We start from the raw sequence: 17,831 nt of genomic DNA, 5'->3' as shown, positions 1-17,831 counted from the left end.
GTGGCTCGCGCCAAGGCGCTCCGGGAGGTCACGACGCGGCCCGGGTGTCCGGACGGCCGGCGGTCCGCTGCCGCGCGATCGCCGTCCGGAGCCGTTCGGCTGTCGCGATCACCGTCGGCATCGGCGCGTTGAGCGCGGCGTCCCGGCGACCGGTGGTGCTGCTCAGCCCCGCGACCGGCGGCACCACCGCCACGTGCGGTGCCCCTGCCAGCAGGTCCCGGGCCCGCTCGTACGCCCGGGAGGTCAGACCGCCGGGCGGCAGCGCGGGCGCCAGCACCTGCGGGACCGTGCTGCACTGCATGGCCAGCAGCACGGGGCTGTCGCCCATGCCGTTCGCCAGCCGGGTGCAGAAGCCGAGCGTCGCGGGCGCCACCACGAACGTGTCCGCCCACTCCGCCAGTTCGACGTGCAGGGCGCTCGTGGCGGGCTCGTCCGGCCAGAGATCCGTCTCGACCGCGGTACCGCTGAGCGAGGCCAGCGCCTGCCGCGTCACGAACCGGCCCGCCGAGCGCGTCAGCACCACCCGCAGCTCCGTCTCCGGGTACGCGTGCCGCAGCCAGTTCGTCCAGAACGGCGTGTGCGCCGCGCTGAGGGAACCGGTCACCACGAGGACCAGCCGCCGCCCACGGAACACCGGGATCTCGCCCAGCTCCGGATGGAGCGTCGTGTCAGTCATCGGCCGCGACCGCTTCCAGGATCTCGCCGAGGTCCTCCATGGCCGCCCGGTCGCCCTCGGTGAGATAGACACCGCAGACGTTGAGCACCACTTCGTCGACCCCGGCCTCGCGATGCGCACGGACCACCTTCGCGATGTCCTGCGCCGTGCCCGTGGCGAACACCTGCTGCTCGATGAGTGCCTCCGCGCCCTTGACCGGTTCGGCCGGGTCCGCCGGCACGCCGGCACGGCGCAGCATGTCCGTGTAGTGCTCCGACGACAGGTGCGGTCCGGTCGCCGTGAAGACGGTGCGGCGCAGGTTGCGGCCGGGCCGCTCCAGCGCGGCGTGCAGCACCGACACCACCCGCGGCGGACGGACCCGCCCGGCCTGCTCGGCCCCCCGCACCATGGCGGGGATCAGCGCGTCCTTGATGTACCAGTGCGGTGTCAACCAGGTGATCGCGGCGTCCGCGACCTCGCCCACCGTGCGGGCCATGCCGGTGCGCAGCACCCCGAGGCCCACCTCGATGGGCGGCGCCGGTACGTGCATGAGCGGTGCCGTCGACGTGAAGTACTCGCCCTCGTGCACGACCCGTTCGCTGTCCAGCAGCCGGCGCATCACCGTCACGTACTCCCGCATGGCGCGCAGCGGCTTCGGGTACGGCTCGCCGAGCAGCTGGCGCTGGAAACCCACCGGTCCCGGGCCGAACCCCGCCACGTACGGGGCGCCGGACAGCGCGCTGATCGAGCGCGCCTCGACAGCCGCCTGGTACGGGTGGCGCAGGATCGTCAGCGCCACGCTGGTGCCGAGCGCCACCCCGGGGACCCGGGCGGCGAACGCCGCGAGCGCCAGGTGCGTCTCGACCCGCAGCGACTGCCCGAGCCAGAGTCGGCGCACCCCGGCGTCGCGGGCGAACGTGCCGATCTCCACCATCGGGTCCAGTGCGTCGGGCTGGATCGGGAAGATCGCGGATATGTGCTTCAGGGGACGGTTCATGCCTCAGCCTCGGCTTTCTCGGGTCGGGCGCCGGTCGCGCGCCGGGTCATCCGGCGCAGGACGCGCGGGGCGACCAGGAAGCCCGCGAGGGCCCAGGCGCCGTTGATCAGGTACACCTTCGGCAGATCCCAGGTGCTGCCCGCCTCCGCGGCGAGCGCCGCGTCGGGCAGCAGCGCGGCCCGCACGCCCTGGGCCGTCCACTTCAGGGGGAAGCCCTGGACGACGTCCTGCACGGCGCCCGGCAACGAGGTGACGGGGAAGTAGATGCCCGAGAACAGCATCAGGGCCAGCAGCGGGATCATCAGGAAGCCCAGCGCCTCACGGGCGTTGGGCAGTACGGCCCCGAGCACCGCGCCCAGCGGAACCAGGGCGAGCAGCCCGATGGCGGGCACGGACAGCAGCACGAGCCAGTCCCGGACGCTCCCGGGCCCCGACGTGCCGAGCACCAGCACTCCCGCCGCCAGGGTCAGCGCGCCACCGCCCACCGCGGTCGTCACCACCACGACGGTCTTGGCCACGAGATAGGCGGGCATGCCGTGCGGCACCGCCCGCATGCGCAGCAGGGTGCCGTCCTCCCGCTCCACGGCCAGCGTCTGCACCAACGTCAGGAGCCCCGCCTGGACCACCATCGTGGTCACGCCGCCGGCCACCAGCAGATCAGCCATCGGCACGGCCGAGCCGGGTATGTCGCCGTCGACGACCGCCCCCAGCACGATGAACAGCAGGGGGGTGCTCAGCAGCGTGAACGCCTCGCGCGGAGTGCGCACCAGCTGGTGCACCTCGATCAGCCCCCGGCGGACCCCGACCGCCAGCACCCGCCCGGACCCGTGTCCGGCGCCGCGCGGCCCCGGCGACGTCCCGTCCCCACGTTTCATGTTCACCCCTCCGCCTCCGCGACCATGCGCAGGTACACGTCCTCCAACGTGGGCCGGTGGACCTCCAGCCCAGGGATCGGTCCGCCGAACTTCTGGTGCAGCTCCCACACCAGACGGGACGGGTCCGCCGCCCGTTGCTCGCGGCGTTCCCCGCCGTCCGTCCAGACGACCCGGGCCCGTGCCCGCGCCTCCTCGGCGAGCTGCGCGCCCGTGCCGAAGGCGGCGATCCGGCCGTCGATCAGCACGGCCGTGCGGTCGGCGAGCCGCTCCGCCTCGTTCAGGTCGTGCGTGGTCAGCACCATCGTCATGCCGTCCTCCCGCAGCCGCTCGATCAGCTCGTGGAACTCGCGGCGCGCCACCGGGTCGAATCCCGCCGTCGGCTCGTCCAGGAACAGCAGCCGCGGGTCGCCGATGATCCCCAGGGCGACGTCCAGGCGTCGCCGCTGGCCGCCGGAGAGCTCCCGGCACGTCTTGCGGGCCTGCGCGGTCAGCCCCAGCGTGTCGAGGGTCCCGGCCACGGAACGCGGCGCGGGGTAGTACGAGGCGACGTGCTCCAGCAGTTCGCCCACCCGCCACCGGGCGTGGTCGCGCCAGGACTGGAGCACCACGCCGACCTGCGCGCGCCACCGTTCGTCCGCGCGCGCCGGGTCCTGGCCCAGCACCTCGACGTGTCCTTCGGTCGGCGTCCGGAAGCCCTCGAGGATCTCGACGGTGGTGGTCTTCCCCGCCCCGTTGGGGCCGAGCAGGGCCAGCAACTCCCCCTGCTCGACCGTCAGATCGACTCCCCGCAGCACGTCCTGGCGCCCGTACCGCATGGTCAGGTCCCGTACGGCGATGGCCGGCGTCACGACATCAGTCGGACCGTGCATCGTCGTGCTCCTCCCGCGTTCGATGTTGTTGCAGTCGCCGGGTGTAGGTCCGGCGAGGGATTCCCAAGATCACGCAGTACCTCGAAACGGGGATTCCCAGTTCGGTGCGGAGCGCTTCGAGGTCCTCGAAGGGACCCTGGGGCGGTCCCCCGTGCGCCGCCAGGCCATCACTTCCACGTACGCCTCGCCGAGCGCCTGCTTGAGCCGGTGCACCTCCTCGGTGAGGGCCGCCTCGCGCTGCGAGCCCGACGGCGGGGCCGCACCGGCCAGCGCCATGCTGCCGCCCTCGATGAATTGGCGACGCCAGTTCGCGATGGACTGCTCCGACACCTGGGCAGCGCGGGCGGCCTCCGAGACCGTGCACTCCTTGGCCAGTACCGAGAGGACCAGCCGTGTCTTGTCCTTGGCCGGCAGCGCCGGCGGCCTGGGCACGCTCACGCCTCCTTGCGCGGACTCACCCGCGGATCGGCGTGCGGCTGGCGCAGCCCGCGCGCCGGGTGGGCCGGGTCGACGCCCGCCTCGCGCAGCGCGTGGGCGACCGCCGCGTCCCGCGACGGGTGCTCCGGGGACAGGGCGTGCTCGACCAGTGCCTGCGCCACGAGGGCGGAGCGGTGCTCGCCGAAACTCATGTGGCGGCGGCCCGGCCGCTCGTCGTCGGGCTCCCACGCGGCAGCGAAGCCCGGCGCGATCTCGTACGTGAACGGGGAGGTGTCGGGCCCCAGGCCCGGCACGTCCCGCACCGCCTCGCGCACCGCGTCCAGGGCGTGCAGCGCGCCGGTGTCCAGGTAGACGACGAGCGCGTCACGGCGCGGGAACAGCAGCGGGGAGGAGGACACCTTGGCCCGGTAGGGGACCGCGGCCGATTCCAGTGCGCCCAGCACGACGCCCCACACGTCCGCCGCGTACCGGGCCTGCGTGATGTGCGTGTACAGGCGCAGCACCGGCCCGCCGGCGGGCCGTCCGCGCGAGCCGTCCGCGAGGAAGAACCCCGGTGACAGCGCGGGCCGCACGGCGGGCACCACGAGGTCGGCCCACACCGCCTCGGATGCCCGCGTCGCGCGCAGGGCCGCGGCGCGCAGGGTGCCGTCGGGGTCCGTCGGGCCGTGCGGACCAGTGGCCGGCACCAGCACGCGCACGCCCTCGATCTCCATCACGGGCTGGTCGTCATGCAGCCCGTGCATCCGGGCCCGGTACGGCGTCGTGGTGTGCGGGGTCGCCTCGTGCAGGGGCTGTTCGAAGGCAGTGTCGCGCAGGGTGCGCGGCAGCGTCTCCTCACCGCCGGGGCGGCCCGCGTGCAGGTTCTCGTAGAGCGACACGGCCAGCCGGTCGCGCAGTTTCACCGGGGTGTCGGCGGTGACCTCGGCCGTTCCGACGCGGGCCGCCAGCCCGTCGTCGGCGATGTGCACCGTGTCGAGCGCCCGGGCCAGCCGGGGGGCGAGCCCGTCGACGGTGAGGGGTATCGGGTCGGTCCGCAGCGTCGTCATCGTCCTGCCTCCAGTCCGAGGGCCCCGACGAAGTTCTGCGGGGCGAGCAGTGCGGTACGTCCCACGCCCATGGCCGCCCGGGTGACCGCGGGCAGCCGGCTGCCGCGGCCGGCCGTCGCCATGGCGCGGTCGATCATGTGCCAGCCCGCGAACGCGGTGGCGCGGGTGGCCAGTTGCGAGTCGGCGGTGGTCCGGGTGGAGCGGTAACCGGCCCAGAACGCGCTGATCAGCGGACGGACCCGGTCCATCTCGGCGACACCGCGCGCGACGATCTCCTCGTGCGTGGCCTCGCGCACGACGAGCGCGGCCGGCGGGGCGTCCCGCCCGGGTGAGGTGAGGCCGGTGATGGCTCGGAAGAGCCACTCGCCTGCCAGGGAGCCGATGTCGCGGGCCGCGTCCGCCCAGCGGAACTCCTCGCCGTCGGTCAGATGGAGCGTGCCGTGCGACAGCAGGAACTGGTCGAAGCGCAGGTCACAGTGGGCCGTGACCTGTGGCGCGGCCGCCTCCGAGCGGCGCAACGCGGCCAGAGCCTCGGTGAGTTCGGGGTCGCCGTGCAGGATGCGCCAGAGCGTGACCTCCGCGAAGGTCAGGTTCATGAAGCCGCTGAGGGGAAGCGCACGCAGCAGCCCCAGGCTGGGGAAGGGGAAGGACGAGCGGTCCAGGCCGTCCGCATGAGTCGTGCCGTCGAGGGCCTCGCCCAGGCCGTGCAGCACACCGACGGCCCGTCCGGCGCGCCGGGCCAGAGCCGCGTCCAGTTCTTCGTCCGCGGACAGTTCGGCGAACGTGCGCGTCTCGTCGAGCAGCCGGAACACCAGCACCTGGGAGGTGGCGTCCTCCCCGATGAGTTCCGGAGTGTGAAGGTCGGGGGAACCGTGCGCCGCGATCATGGTGGCGAAGGACCGGCTGCGGGCGATCCGGAGCGCCGCGTCCTCGGGGCCGCCGTCGAGGGAGACCCGCTTGACGAACACGCCCACGCCCGCCGAGGTCGTCCCGGCCCAGTTCTCATTGCGGCCGAAGAGAGACTCCACGTCCTCGGTCGCGAGCCGTCCGAGACCGAGCCGGCCCAGCAGAGCGTTGACCGCCGGTACCGCCTCCAGATCCGACGGGGTGAATGTGGCGCGCTGTCCCTGCACTTGACCCCCTGGCTGTGATGTTTCTGTAGGCATCGCGGGATGGATGATGCCCATGGCTGTCCGGTCCGCACATCGGCCGTACGGGGCCCGTCACCCCGCCGTCCGGCGGGGGGCGAACCCCGCCGGACGGCAGGGCGGCGGGCCCGCCAGGCGGGTACCGGCGCGGCGGCGCGCGCGGACAGAAAGATCAGGTCAGCGCCGTAGTCGAGACTTCCGCGGGGCTGCGGCGCGGCACGCCGGACGGGTCGGCACGGGACACCGGCGTCCGCGGCACAGGTGTCGGAAGTTGGCCTATTCTTCACATGGTTCACACAGGCAACGGCTCACGAACCTCTGCAGAAGCTCAACTTTGAGAGAAAAGATTGAGATCGGTTCGTGGTGCCCGCACGATTGATCGCTAAGTTCCGCTTGATGACCAACAGGCGGGAGCAAAACCACACATGGGGGAAGCACGTGATTGGCGTTCTTGTGTCACACGATGATCATCTGGCGAGGCTGGGCCTCGGTGCGGTGCTGGACGGGGCGCCCCGTGTGGAGGTCAAAGGCACGTGCAGCGAGAGCGACGTCGCCCTGGCCGCCCGCCGGTACCGCCCCGACATCATCGTGGCCGGCCTTCGTCCGTCCGCCCGCAGGATCTCCCGCTATCTCAGCGCGCTCCGGCGCCAGAGGCAGCAGCTGGAGATCATCCTGCTGGTGCGTGACGTCGATGCGGACGTCGCCAGTGAGGCGCTGCGCGGCGGGGCCGCGGCCGTCCTCCACCCGGACGCCGCGCCCGAGGTGCTGCACAACGCGATCGCCACCGTCGCCGCCGGCAACCGGGTCGTCACCTCGGACGCCATGCTCTCCTTGATCGACGAGCTGCACCGCACCAGCCTGCCCGTGGAGGTCCGGGCCCGGGTCAGTGCCCTCACTCCCCGCGAGTCCGAGGTCTGCACCATGCTCGCCGGGGGACTGTCGAACGCCGAGATCGGCCGTCAGCTGGTGCTGAGCCCGGCCACGGTGAAGGACCACGTGAGCGTGATCTACAGCAAGCTCGGCACCCGCAACCGCGTCGAGACGGCGGTCCTCGCCGCCCGGCTCGGCCTGACCCGCCCCCTGCTCACCGCCTGAGCGCAGCGGGGCGACGACGGCGCCGGCACCCGGCCCGCGGCGGCATGCCCCGCCGCCCGCCACCGGGGGCCGGCCCCGGGCAGCTCTGCCCCGAAGCCCATGTCCGCCGCGTCTTCACCGACCTCGTCAGCGGTGGCCAGTGGGAAGACAGCGATGCCGACGTCCTGGTGCGCGAGCGCGGTACGCACGGTGTGCCGCGGCTGCTGGCGCGCCGTCTCGTGGTGGCCCGGCCGTTGCGCAGGGCGCGGGCGCGGCTGATCCGTGGTTCGCTGCGCGAGCGCTGCGCGGTCAGCCGGCCAGCGCTCCAGCCGGCGGTCAGGTGCCGGGCCTCGCCGAGGCTCTCGGCGTCGGTACGGGTGCGGTCGGCGGCGGACCTGGCGGTGGCGGGGCCCGGACGGTCGCCCGGCGCGAGGCAGAACCGCCCCCTGGGCGCCGCCCGGTCCCACGAGGGCGACGGCTTCGCGTCTGCCGCGCCCTGCCGGAGCGGGCCGGCGTCGTGGCCATCCTCGACGCGGTCTTCTACGACCACCGGGAGGCGGGCGCCCCCTTCCTGCGGCAGCGCGGCCAGACACCGGGCGCATGATGCTCGCTTATGCCTGACTTCTTATGCAATGTGCTGATGTGACCCATGCCAGCACGCTCGCGCCGCCCCCCGTCGCACAGCCCGGCCCCGCCGCACGCGCCGCGCCGCCCCACCCCTTGGTGGTGGCGCTCGGCCTGTTCGCCGCCGCCCGGCTCACCGGTCTGGCCGTGCTCGCCGCGACCGCCTGGGCCACCGGCCACCACCCGCTCACCCTGCTCGGCCGGTCCTGGGACTCCCGCTGGTACCTGGGCATCGCCGCGCACGGCTACGGCCACACCCTCCACATCCGCCCCGGCGTCGTCTACAGCGACCTCGCCTTCTTCCCGCTCTACCCGGCGCTGGTGCGCGCCGTGACCGCGGTCAGCCCGCTGGGCGGCGGCGCGGCGGGCCTGCTGGTCTCCTGGACGGCCGCCGCGGCGGCGGCCTGCGGCATCCACGCGGTCGGCACCCGGCTGCACGGCCGCGCGGTGGGCGCCGCCCTGGTGCTGCTGTGGGCCCTGCTGCCGCACTCGGTCGTGCTGTCGATGGCGTACACGGAACCGGTCCTGACCGCCTTCGCCGCCTGGTCGCTGTACGCCGTGCTCACCGGCCGCTGGCTGTGGGCGGGCACGCTGGCCGCGCTGGCCGGTCTGTCCCGGCCGAACGGTCTCGCGGTGGCGGCGGCGGTCCTGGCGGCGGCGGCCTGCGAGGCGGGGCGACGGCGCGGAAAAGTTACCCACAGGCTGTGGACGGGCGCGGCGCTCGCACCGCTCGGCTGGTCGGCGTACGTCCTGTGGGTCGGCCTCCGCAAGGGTGACCCGCTGGGCGGCTACTTCGCGGTGCAGCGCGGGTGGGGCTCCAGCTTCGACTTCGGCCGCGGCTCGCTGCGCTTCGCCCGCCATCTGATCCTCCAGGGCGACCGCCTGGTCTTCCCGGTGACGATGCTGATCGTCGCCGCGGCGGTCCTCCTCTACGCCCTGCTCCTCCTGGACCGCCCCCCGCTCCCCCTGGCCGTCTACGCCGGCGTCCTGCTCCTCATCACCCTCGGCGGCTCGGGCTTCTTCGAGTCCAAGCCGCGCTTCCTGCTCCCGGCGTTCCCGCTGCTGCTGCCGCTCGCCCGGGCCCTGGTCCGCACGGCGAGAGCCCGGCCCTGGCACGCGGTCGTGGTGACCGGTGCCCTGGCCGGGCTCTCGTTCGGCTACGGGGCGTATCTCGTCGTGATCGCGAACACGCCGCTGTAGAGCAGAGACGTCCTACTCGTCGCCGTCGCCGTCGCCGTCGCCGTCGGGCGTCTCGGCGTCGTTGATCTCCTGCTCCAGGCCGAGCTGCTCCACGAGCCACTTGTCGAACTCGATGGCGGCCCGCACCCAGCTGACCGTCGACGACACGAAGTGCTCCAGGCTCACACCGGTGCCGATCAGCATCTGCGCCTCACCGATGAGGCGGACGGTGCCGTCGTCGTGGGTGTGCGTGTAGAGCTTGGGCCACAGGGTGCGCCGGTTCCAGTCGTCGATGGACTCCAGCAGCTGCGGCTTCTCGTCGATCTTGTGGGGCCGGTCGTAGAACGTCCGGACGGAGAAGACCTGCTGGTCCCCCTCACCCCGGAACATGAAGTACGTACGGAACTGCTCCCACGGAGCCGCGAGGTCACCCTCTTCGTCGACTACGTACTTCAGCTCCATCTGCTCCAGGAGCTGCTTCACGAGGTCCTGATCCGGGACGACGGGGCCCGCCGGTCCTTGCGGCTGCGGCTCGGGCTGGCCCCCGAAGTTCGGAATCGAGGACGGGTCGATGGTCACCGTGATTTTCCCTTCGTACGGATTCCGCCATCCTCCCCCATGCGGGGAGGGGGGTGGCAACCCCCGGCGGGGCCTGTCAGCCGTGGGCTGACTCGATCTGGTCGCCGGGGGTCCGGGTACCCGGGGTCAGAGCGTCTTGCCCGTCGCCGGTCCCACGATCAGGCCGTCGCCGAAGGCGTCCACGCGGACCGTGTCGCCGTCCTTGACCTCGCCCGCGAGGATCTCCTTGGCGAGGCGGTCGCCGATGGCCGTCTGGACGAGGCGGCGCAGGGGGCGGGCACCGTAGGCCGGGTCGTTGCCCTCGTCGGCGAGCCAGGCCAGGGCCTCGTCGGTGACCTCCAGGGTGAGGCGGCGTTCCGCGAGGCGCTTGGCCAGGCGGTCGATCTGGAGGCGGGCGATACGGCCGAGCTCTTCCTTGGACAGGGCCGAGAAGACGACCAGGTCGTCGAGGCGGTTGAGGAACTCCGGCTTGAAGGCGGTACGGACCACCTCCAGGACCTGTTCCTTCTTCTCCTGCTCGGTGGTGAGCGGGTCCACCAGGAACTGGCTGCCCAGGTTGGAGGTGAGGACCAGGATCGCGTTGCGGAAGTCGACCGTGCGGCCCTGGCCGTCGGTGAGGCGCCCGTCGTCCAGGACCTGGAGCAGGACGTCGAAGACCTCCGGGTGCGCCTTCTCCACCTCGTCGAGGAGGACCACGGAGTACGGGCGGCGGCGGACGGCCTCGGTCAGCTGGCCGCCCTCCTCGTAGCCGACGTAGCCGGGGGGCGCGCCGACCAGGCGGGCGACGCTGTGCTTCTCGCCGTACTCCGACATGTCGATGCGGACCATGGCCCGCTCGTCGTCGAAGAGGAAGTCGGCGAGGGCCTTGGCGAGTTCGGTCTTGCCGACGCCCGTGGGGCCGAGGAAGAGGAAGGAGCCGGTGGGGCGGTCGGGGTCGGCGATGCCCGCGCGGGTGCGGCGGACGGCGTCCGAGACGGCCTGCACGGCCTCCTGCTGGCCGATCAGCCGCTTGCCCAACTCCTCCTCCATGCGCAGGAGTTTCTGGGTCTCGCCCTCCAGGAGGCGTCCGGCCGGGATGCCGGTCCAGGCGGCGACGACGTCGGCGATGTCGTCGGAGCCGACCTCCTCCTTGACCATGGTGTCCTTGGCGGCCTCCTCCTCGGCCTCGGAGGCTTCCTCCAAGTCCCGTTCCAGGGTGGGGATCTCGCCGTACAGCAGCTTGCTGGCGGTGTCGAAGTCGCCGTCGCGCTGGGCCCGTTCGGCCTGGCCGCGCAAGTCGTCGAGCTTCTCCTTCAGTTCACCGACGCGGTTGAGGGACTGCTTCTCCTTCTCCCAGCGGGCGGTGAGGCCGCGCAGCTCCTCCTCCTTGTCGGCGAGGTCGCGGCGCAGCTTCTCCAGGCGTTCACGGGAGGCCGGGTCGGTCTCCTTCTCCAGGGCCAGCTCCTCCATCTTCAACCGGTCGACGGAGCGCTGGAGTTCGTCGATCTCGACGGGCGAGGAGTCGATCTCCATGCGGAGCCGGGAGGCGGACTCGTCGACGAGGTCGATGGCCTTGTCGGGCAGGAAGCGGGAGGTGATGTAGCGGTCGGAGAGGGTGGCGGCGGCGACCAGCGCGCTGTCGGCGATCTGGACCTTGTGGTGGGCCTCGTAACGGCCCTTGAGTCCACGCAGGATGGCGATGGTGTCCTCGACGGTCGGCTCGGCGACGAGCACCTGCTGGAAGCGGCGCTCCAGCGCCGGGTCCTTCTCGATCCGCTCGCGGTACTCGTCGAGGGTCGTCGCGCCGACCATGCGCAGCTCACCGCGGGCGAGCATGGGCTTGAGCATGTTCCCGGCGTCCATGGCGGAATCCCCGCCCGCGCCGGCCCCCACGACGGTGTGCAGCTCGTCGATGAAGGTGATGATCTGCCCGTCGGAGTCCTTGATCTCGGCGAGCACGGTCTTCAGCCGCTCCTCGAACTCGCCGCGGTACTTGGCCCCGGCGACCATGGCCCCCAGATCCAGGGCGACGAGCCGCTTGTTCTTCAGCGACTCCGGCACGTCCCCCTTCACGATCCGCTGGGCGAGGCCCTCGACGACGGCGGTCTTGCCGACGCCGGGCTCACCGATGAGGACCGGGTTGTTCTTGGTGCGGCGGGAGAGCACCTGCACCACCCGCCGGATCTCCTGGTCCCGTCCGATGACGGGGTCGAGCTTCCCCTCGCGCGCGGCGGCGGTGAAGTCGGTACCGAACTTCTCCAGGGCCTTGTAGGAGCCCTCGGGGTCGGCGGTGGTCACCCTTCTTCCTCCCCTCGCCTTCTGAAAGGCGTCCTGCAACTTCCTGGCGTCGGCGCCCTGGGAGGAGAGTACGTCCCCGGCCTGGCCGCCCTTGGCGGCGATGCCCATGAGCAGGTGCTCGGTGGAGAGGTACTCGTCCCCGAGGTCCCTGGCGCGGGTGGCGGCGTCGTTGACGACGGCGAGCAGCTCGCGGTTGGGCTGCGGGGGCGCGACGGTGGAGCCGGTCACGCTGGGCAGTCCGGCGAGGATCTTCTCCGCGCCGGCGCGGACGGCGGCGAGGTCGGCCTCGACGGCGGCCAGCAGGTCGACGATGTTCTCGTTGTCCTGTCCCTGGAGCAGAGCCAGCAGCAGGTGTGCGGGGGTGAGGTCCGGGTGTCCCTCGGCGGCGGCGCGCTTCTCGGCCGCGTTGATCGCGTCCCGGCTCCGGTTGGTCAGCTCGGCGTCCACGTTCGCGTACTCCTCCTCGGTGTCGGCTCTCCCTGGACTGACTCATCCAACGTACACAAAGTTGAGTCTATTCCACTCAAGATGGCTGGCGGGAGGCTTCAGGAGCTTCCGGAAACCTTGAAGGGGCTACCTTCCAGGCATGGCGACGTACACCCAGGACCCCGGCGCACCGGACCCGCTCTACCTCAGCTTCTGGCGGGAACGGCACCTGTGCACCCTGACGACCCTGCGCCCGGACGGCAGCCCGCATGTGGTGCCGGTCGGAGTGACCTACGATCCCGAGGCGCGGCTGGCCCGGGTGATCACGAACAAGGCGAGCGCGAAGGCCGGCCATGTACGGGCGGCCGGGCCGGAGGGGGCCCGGGTGGCGGTGTGCCAGGTGGCGGGCCGGCGATGGGCCACGCTGGAGGGCCGGGCCTACGTCCGCACGGACCCCGAGCGGGTCGCGGAGGCGGAGCGGCGGTACGCGGAGCGCTATGAGCGCACGCCGTCGCCGAATCCGTCCCGGGTGGTGATCGAGATCGAGCTGACGAGAGCACTGGGACGCGGCTGAGCGCGCCCGCCTTCGCGGCCGCTGACGATTTCCGGCCATGACTTGAAAGGGCGGATACCCGGAAATGTCACCGGAAACTGCAGCGGCGTCACCGTGTTCAGGTCACGGTGACGCCGCTGCGGGGGGAAGCGCCTGAGCGATCTGTTACGACGGGGGAATCGCGTCAGGCACTGCGGGGGGTGGCTGAGATGGTCCGTGGGGTGGGGGATTCCGGTTCCACCAGCCGATGGTCTCGTTGGTCGAGGTTCACAAAGATCATTCCGTACCGAATGGCACACCGCACAGGCTGCGGCGCCCCCCGAGGCCGCCGCAGACACCGGTACGCCCGCACGTCCTCGTCGTCGTCGCGGGTGACGACGACCGGCTCGCCGAAGACGGTCACCATCAACGAGTCACCGGAGTGGGGGATCGCGGTGACCAGGTCGATGAAGTGCCATCCGGAGCGATAGGCCGTGGCCATTTCGCGACGGAAGGAGCGGTCGTCGGGTGGCGTGGTCATGTTTTCGCCTACCAGCCCACGTCCTGGGTGCTGTCGGCACCCGCCGCGATCTTCCAGCCGACGTCCGCGGAGGAGGCCCGGATGTCCCAACCGACGTCACCCGGCGACTGTGCCGCCGCGCTGTTGTCGGCACTCCATCCGACGTCGCCGAGAGGACCGGCCGTACCCAGGGCCAGCGTCAGAGCAACGACGGCAGCGGCAAGCACCGAGCGAAGCATTCTCTTATTCATGGTCGGCTTCGTCCTCACTTGATGGCTTCCTCTCCCCCGCGAAACAAGACGATGGCTCATTCAGGCACGTCAATGCCACACAAGAGATGCATCATGTTCCTGCACGTTCAGGACCCTGGGGGGTGGAGATTTGCCAATAAACCGCACAAAACCGACACATCCTCACGGCATCACTGACCTATGCCCCGAAGGATCGCGCCTCTACGCAAGCGCACTCAGCTCCGGACGCATCTCTCGCGGGGAGGTGGAACCGGCGCCCTGTCTGCTCGAATTCGCACTGCTTCACCCGGATCCGGACGACCCCGGCTGGCTACGCCCCGTGCCGCCCTCCGTCGTGCTCGCGCAGCAACTCCAGCCGCTCGAACGGGAGATCCAGGACCGTCGGCGGCTGACCCTCAACCTCACCGACACCTTCCAGCCGTTCCTCGCGATCAGCGCCCAGAAGCCCGCGACCACCCACGCCATCACGGTCCTGGAGGGTATCGACCGCATCCACTCCGCCCTCGACGTGGCGATCGCCGAAGCGCGCACCGAGGTCCTCACCGTGCAGCCCGGCGGCAGCCGGCCGGAGCACATCCTGAGCCAGGCTCTCAAGCGCAGCAAGCCGCTGATCGAGCGCGGCATCGCCATGCGCACCCTGTACCAGCACACCGTCCGGCACAGTCAGAGCACCTTTGCGTACATGGACAAGATGGCCGGCGCCAAGGTCGAGATCCGTACCCTCGAGGAACTCATCGAGCGGCTCATCATCTGTGACACGACGGTCGCGTTCATCCCAGCGCAGGACGACCGGCAGGTGGCCCTGGAGCTGCGTCACCCCGGCCTCGTGCAGTACCTCATCAAGGTCTTCGAGCAGCTGTGGCAGCGGGCGACCCCGCTCATGGAGGAGGTGCCCTACGAGTCGACGCCCGAGGGCATCTCCGGGGTGCAGCGCACCATCGCCAAGCTGCTCATCGACGGCCACGTCGACGAAGCCATCGCCCGTCGGCTCGGCATGAACGTCCGCACCTGCCGGGCCCACATCGCCAAGCTGGCGGCTGCCCTCGGCAGCGGCAGCCGGGCTCAGCTCGGCTATCTCATCGCGGAGTCCGGCATTCTCAAACAGGAGGAGACGGAGCAGTGAGTGCGGCGCCGCATCCGGCGCACATCGCGGGAACTTTGTGCGCCGCGGGAACCGAGGTGTACGAGCGGGCACTGCGCGAGGGGCACGTGCGCGGCGGCGACGCCGAACGCGCGCCCTGTCTGGTGGAGTCCGGGCTGCTGCACCCCACCGTCGCGGACCCCGACCGGCTGGAGCCCGTCGCCCCGGCTGTCGCCCTCCACCGGCTGCTGCGCAGTTCGGAGAAGCGGATCGCGGACGAGCGCCGGCGCGAGGAGGAACTGGCGGAGCTGTTCGAGCCGCTGATGCGGATCGACGGGCCCCGGACGGTGACCGACCCGTCGGCGATCAGCGCCCTCACCGGCTTCGCCCAGATCAACCAGGCCATCTCCGAGGCCATGGCCCAGGCCTCCGTCGAGCTCCTCGCCATCCAGCCGTACAACGGCAACACGGCCGCCACCCGGCTGGCCGCCGCCCTGGACCGGGACCAGGCCCTGCTCGACCGCGGCGGCCGGATCCGCGCTCTGTACCAGCACACCCTGCGCCATTCCCCCACCGTGATCGCCCGCTACGAGCGGCTGCGCGGGGACGCCGAGGCACGTTCGCTCGACGAGATCACCGACCGGCTCATCGTCATCGACCGAACGGTCGCCTTCATCCCTGCCAGCACGGACCGCACACGCGCCCTCGAGATCCGCGTCCCCGCGATGGTCGACTACTTCGCCACCACCTTCGACCGCCTCTGGCGCCTCGCCACCCCCATGCACCCCCAGGCGGTCCAGCAGCCCACCCTCAACGGCGTCACCCCCCGCCAGCGCGCAATCGCCGCCCTCCTCATCGAAGGCCACACCGACGCCGTCATCGCCGACCGCCTCGGCCTCAACATCCGCACCGCCCGTGAGCACATCGCCAAGCTCGCCGCCACCCTCGGCAGCGAGAGCCGGGCGCAGCTCGGCTACCTCATCGGACGCTCCGGGATTCTTGATCAGGGATCGTGAGGGAAGCGGCGCCGCCGCTGGGCCGGGGCGGGCCGTCCAGGCCCACCTGGGCGATGCGGACGCCCAGTTGCGTGCGGCTCGCCGCGCCCAGGGTCTCCGACAGGCGCGCGATGTGCGCCCGGCACGTACGCACGCTTATCCCCAGCCGTTCCGCGATCACCGCGTCCTGGTGGCCCTCCGCGAGCAGCGCCGCGATGGACTGCTCCCGGTTGGAGATGCCCTCGATGCCGGTGTCGGGGAGCGGGGCGGTCAGCGGGATCGCCAGGCGCCACAGGCGTTCGAAGACCGTCGCCAGGAAGCCCACCAGCGCCGGGTGGCGCAGCTCCAGCGCCAGCGTGCGGTCCGCGTTCGCCGGGATGAACGCCACCGTACGGTCGAAAAGGATCAGGCGGTCGATCACCTCGTCGAGGGTGCGGGCCTGGACCGCGTCGCCCATCAGCTCCAGGTAGTTGAGCAGGCCCTGGCCGTGCCGGGCCACGTGGGTGTACAGGTCCCGCATGCGGACACCCCGGCCGCGGAGCGCGAGCGCCCGGTGCAGGCCCTCCGTCAGCTCGTGCTCGGGGCGGATGCCGCCCGGCTGGACCGTCAGCACCTCCGTCGTGCACGCCTGCGTCGCCTCGTCCATCGCCGCCTGGATGCGGGACAGACCGTCCAGGACCCGGATCGCGGAACGGTCGGCCGCCGTCCCCGCCACCGACAGGTGCGCGCCCAGACCGGCGTACCACTCGAACGCGGCCACCGCCGAGCCCATCCGTCGTTGACTCGCGCTGACCTCGTCGTAGACCCCGCGCAGCAGCCGGGTCATGACCTCCTGCGGGGACGTCGGGACCAGCCAGTCCATGTCGTCCGGGTCGGGGTGCAGCAGCGCCAGCTCCAGCAGGCACGGCACCGCCTCCGCGTCGGCACGCGGCACCCGGCCCCGCCGTACGGCCCGGGAATACACGCGATCCCCGGCCTCGCACAGTCGGTCAGCACCGTGTGGATGCTCGTCCGTCCCGTGCCCGGCCATCGCCCAGCCCACCCCCGCATCCAGCCTCTTGTGCCCGGCGTGCGCGCGCTTGTGGCACGGACACACCCCTACGGCTCCGCAACTATGCGCGGACCAGACCAGCTCCGCAACACGGCTCGTCCCGGTGTGACCGAGGGAAACCACCGGTTCGCCCCGCTATCGTCGGGCCTCCGACCGGCGCCTTGCAACAAGCTGGTGGTCCCCTCCGTACCGGCCGCCCGCCCGGCGGAATCCGATTCTCCGCGTGCGCCGCCGGAAGTCCGCCGGTGATCACCGCGTCACGCACCGCATCTAACGTCCCCTCATGGCGGACACATTTGCCACGTACGCGTTGGCCGACGCGTGGGACGAGATGTTTGTGCGGCCGGGTGAGGTCAGGACCGCCTGTGGGCCGGCGCCGGCGGCGCTTCAGCCGATCGAGCCCGGTGAACTGCGCTTCCGGGCCGACCGGATGGCCCTGGCGTTCACCGACCGGGGCGTGACCTACGCCTTCGCGGGCGAGCGGGCGAGGAGCGGCCCTGGCCGCTGGACCTCGTGCCGAGAACCTTCGACACCGTCGAATGGGACCTCGTGCAACGCGGGGGCGGGCAGCGGGTGCGCGCCCTGGGAGCCTGAGCCTGTCTCGCCGACGCCTACGGGCACTGCCGGGCCTACGAGGACGATGTCGTGCCCTGGCGGCTGCTTCTCAACTCCCCCCAACTTGCACCGGGTGGCACACGGGGTCGAACCACCCGGCGGCGTACGCATCGACGTCGCCGGGCTCGACCTCGTCCGGGACGAGGCCGGGGACTTCCGGGTGCTGGAGGACAACGTCCGCGTACCCAGCGGCGTTTCGTACGTCATCGAGAACCGGCGGGCCCTGACGGGTCTGCCCCCTCCCTCTTCGCCGAGCGGGACAAGGCGTGCGTACGCGCGTGCACAGCGGTGTCGGCGACAGCGCGCGGATGGCTGAATTCCTGCTGCTGGAACGGGGCTTCCCGCGCTTCGCGCTCCGCGCGCTGACGACCGCCGAGGAGTGCCTGAGCGCCCTCGGCGGCCCCCGGCAGGACCCGGCGCGGCGTCCGATCGGGCGGCTGCGCACCCGCCTCGAATACCTCGACCTGAACGCCCTCCAGTTTCAGCTTCCCGCTCTGCTCGGCGACCTCCAGCAGGCCCGCACGGCCCTGGCGGAGGCGGTCGCGGAGCGGTTCTTCCCGTACCGGGGGCCGGTGATCCGGGCCCAGGAAGGGGCGTGA

General features: G+C 71.9%; 18 protein-coding genes and 1 pseudogene. 7 read left to right on the top strand and 12 right to left on the bottom strand.

The window, feature by feature from the left end; translation table 11 throughout:
• Window positions 1-28: 28 nt before the first annotated feature.
• From DI272_RS24595 to lxmK, 7 genes are all read right to left on the bottom strand, one after another.
• On the bottom strand, window positions 29-676 hold the full coding sequence (locus tag DI272_RS24595; protein ID WP_109497447.1) for a flavoprotein: 648 nt from the start codon (window positions 674-676) through the stop codon (window positions 29-31).
• Window positions 669-1,652, bottom strand: coding sequence for an LLM class flavin-dependent oxidoreductase (locus tag DI272_RS24590; RefSeq protein WP_109497446.1), 984 nt, complete (start codon window positions 1,650-1,652; stop codon window positions 669-671). The genes DI272_RS24595 and DI272_RS24590 overlap by 8 nt, the downstream gene beginning before the upstream one ends.
• On the bottom strand, window positions 1,649-2,527 hold the full coding sequence (locus tag DI272_RS24585) for an ABC transporter permease (protein WP_109497445.1): 879 nt from the start codon (window positions 2,525-2,527) through the stop codon (window positions 1,649-1,651). Before DI272_RS24585 ends, DI272_RS24590 begins: the two co-directional genes overlap by 4 nt.
• A gap of 2 nt (window positions 2,528-2,529) precedes the next feature.
• Entirely contained in the window at window positions 2,530-3,396 is an 867-nt protein-coding gene (locus DI272_RS24580; RefSeq protein WP_258314658.1) for an ABC transporter ATP-binding protein, read from the bottom strand.
• A gap of 69 nt (window positions 3,397-3,465) precedes the next feature.
• Entirely contained in the window at window positions 3,466-3,828 is a 363-nt protein-coding gene (locus tag DI272_RS24575) for a transposase (RefSeq protein WP_109497444.1), read from the bottom strand.
• 2 nt (window positions 3,829-3,830) lie between these two features.
• A complete protein-coding gene (locus tag DI272_RS24570; RefSeq protein WP_109497443.1) occupies window positions 3,831-4,880 on the bottom strand; it encodes a T3SS effector HopA1 family protein in 1,050 nt (349 codons plus the stop codon).
• Window positions 4,877-6,013, bottom strand: a complete 1,137-nt coding sequence (gene lxmK / locus DI272_RS24565) for a class V lanthionine synthetase subunit LxmK (protein ID WP_109497442.1) — start codon at window positions 6,011-6,013, stop codon at window positions 4,877-4,879. Before lxmK ends, DI272_RS24570 begins: the two co-directional genes overlap by 4 nt.
• Before the next feature lie 531 nt (window positions 6,014-6,544).
• On the opposite strand from lxmK, the gene DI272_RS24560 reads away from it, so the two are divergent.
• Window positions 6,545-7,123: a response regulator transcription factor gene (locus DI272_RS24560; protein WP_181387308.1), complete on the top strand. Its 579-nt coding sequence runs from the start codon at window positions 6,545-6,547 to the stop codon at window positions 7,121-7,123.
• A 621-nt stretch (window positions 7,124-7,744) separates the two neighbouring features.
• Window positions 7,745-8,926: a hypothetical protein gene (locus DI272_RS24550; RefSeq protein ID WP_258314657.1), complete on the top strand. Its 1,182-nt coding sequence runs from the start codon at window positions 7,745-7,747 to the stop codon at window positions 8,924-8,926.
• A gap of 12 nt (window positions 8,927-8,938) precedes the next feature.
• Here DI272_RS24550 and DI272_RS24545 read toward each other — a convergent pair whose 3' ends face one another.
• Window positions 8,939-9,484, bottom strand: a complete 546-nt coding sequence (locus DI272_RS24545; protein ID WP_109497440.1) for a YbjN domain-containing protein — start codon at window positions 9,482-9,484, stop codon at window positions 8,939-8,941.
• A 126-nt stretch (window positions 9,485-9,610) separates the two neighbouring features.
• Entirely contained in the window at window positions 9,611-12,208 is a 2,598-nt protein-coding gene (gene clpB / locus DI272_RS24540) for an ATP-dependent chaperone ClpB (protein WP_109497439.1), read from the bottom strand.
• 139 nt (window positions 12,209-12,347) lie between these two features.
• Here clpB and DI272_RS24535 point away from each other — a divergent pair, with 139 nt between their 5' ends.
• Window positions 12,348-12,761, top strand: a complete 414-nt coding sequence (locus DI272_RS24535) for a pyridoxamine 5'-phosphate oxidase family protein (RefSeq protein ID WP_109497438.1) — start codon at window positions 12,348-12,350, stop codon at window positions 12,759-12,761.
• A gap of 163 nt (window positions 12,762-12,924) precedes the next feature.
• Here DI272_RS24535 and DI272_RS24530 read toward each other — a convergent pair whose 3' ends face one another.
• Both DI272_RS24530 and DI272_RS24525 read right to left on the bottom strand, forming a co-directional pair.
• Entirely contained in the window at window positions 12,925-13,260 is a 336-nt protein-coding gene (locus DI272_RS24530; RefSeq protein ID WP_059194145.1) for a hypothetical protein, read from the bottom strand.
• 8 nt (window positions 13,261-13,268) lie between these two features.
• Entirely contained in the window at window positions 13,269-13,466 is a 198-nt protein-coding gene (locus tag DI272_RS24525; RefSeq protein ID WP_258314655.1) for a hypothetical protein, read from the bottom strand.
• 139 nt (window positions 13,467-13,605) lie between these two features.
• Here DI272_RS24525 and DI272_RS24520 point away from each other — a divergent pair, with 139 nt between their 5' ends.
• Together DI272_RS24520 and DI272_RS24515 are read left to right on the top strand one after the other, a co-directional pair.
• Window positions 13,606-14,613, top strand: coding sequence for a helix-turn-helix transcriptional regulator (locus DI272_RS24520; protein WP_375138119.1), 1,008 nt, complete (start codon window positions 13,606-13,608; stop codon window positions 14,611-14,613).
• On the top strand, window positions 14,610-15,587 hold the full coding sequence (locus DI272_RS24515; RefSeq protein ID WP_109497436.1) for a helix-turn-helix transcriptional regulator: 978 nt from the start codon (window positions 14,610-14,612) through the stop codon (window positions 15,585-15,587). The genes DI272_RS24520 and DI272_RS24515 overlap by 4 nt, the downstream gene beginning before the upstream one ends.
• Here the strand turns inward: DI272_RS24515 and DI272_RS24510 are convergent.
• Window positions 15,550-16,596, bottom strand: coding sequence for a helix-turn-helix transcriptional regulator (locus DI272_RS24510; protein ID WP_109501009.1), 1,047 nt, complete (start codon window positions 16,594-16,596; stop codon window positions 15,550-15,552). The genes DI272_RS24515 and DI272_RS24510 overlap by 38 nt on opposite strands.
• A gap of 304 nt (window positions 16,597-16,900) precedes the next feature.
• Between DI272_RS24510 and DI272_RS24505 the strand changes: the two are divergent.
• Together DI272_RS24505 and DI272_RS24500 are read left to right on the top strand one after the other, a co-directional pair.
• A pseudogene (locus DI272_RS24505) lies at window positions 16,901-17,490 on the top strand (circularly permuted type 2 ATP-grasp protein); the annotation flags it as partial.
• Window positions 17,491-17,498: 8 nt separating this feature from the next.
• Complete coding sequence (locus DI272_RS24500) at window positions 17,499-17,831, top strand: alpha-E domain-containing protein (protein WP_258314654.1); 333 nt, start codon at window positions 17,499-17,501, stop codon at window positions 17,829-17,831.

Origin of the sequence: Streptomyces sp. Act143 (assembly GCF_003143935.1) — a bacterium.
Lineage (GTDB): Bacteria > Actinomycetota > Actinomycetes > Streptomycetales > Streptomycetaceae > Streptomyces.
The sequence above is the reverse complement of the archived record's forward strand: the minus strand, read 5'-3'. Positions and strand labels throughout refer to the sequence as shown.

Bases quoted from the DNA above. Each gene is read 5' to 3' on its own strand.
- DI272_RS24595 (WP_109497447.1), bottom strand. From the start codon at position 676: ATGACTGACACGACGCTCCATCCGGAGCTGGGCGAGATCCCGGTGTTC.
- DI272_RS24590 (WP_109497446.1), bottom strand. From the start codon at position 1,652: ATGAACCGTCCCCTGAAGCACATATCCGCGATCTTCCCGATCCAGCCC.
- DI272_RS24585 (WP_109497445.1), bottom strand. From the start codon at position 2,527: ATGAAACGTGGGGACGGGACGTCGCCGGGGCCGCGCGGCGCCGGACAC.
- DI272_RS24580 (WP_258314658.1), bottom strand. From the start codon at position 3,396: ATGCACGGTCCGACTGATGTCGTGACGCCGGCCATCGCCGTACGGGAC.
- DI272_RS24570 (WP_109497443.1), bottom strand. From the start codon at position 4,880: ATGACGACGCTGCGGACCGACCCGATACCCCTCACCGTCGACGGGCTC.
- DI272_RS24535 (WP_109497438.1), top strand. From the start codon at position 12,348: ATGGCGACGTACACCCAGGACCCCGGCGCACCGGACCCGCTCTACCTC.
- DI272_RS24530 (WP_059194145.1), bottom strand. From the start codon at position 13,260: ATGACCACGCCACCCGACGACCGCTCCTTCCGTCGCGAAATGGCCACG.
- DI272_RS24510 (WP_109501009.1), bottom strand. From the start codon at position 16,596: ATGGCCGGGCACGGGACGGACGAGCATCCACACGGTGCTGACCGACTG.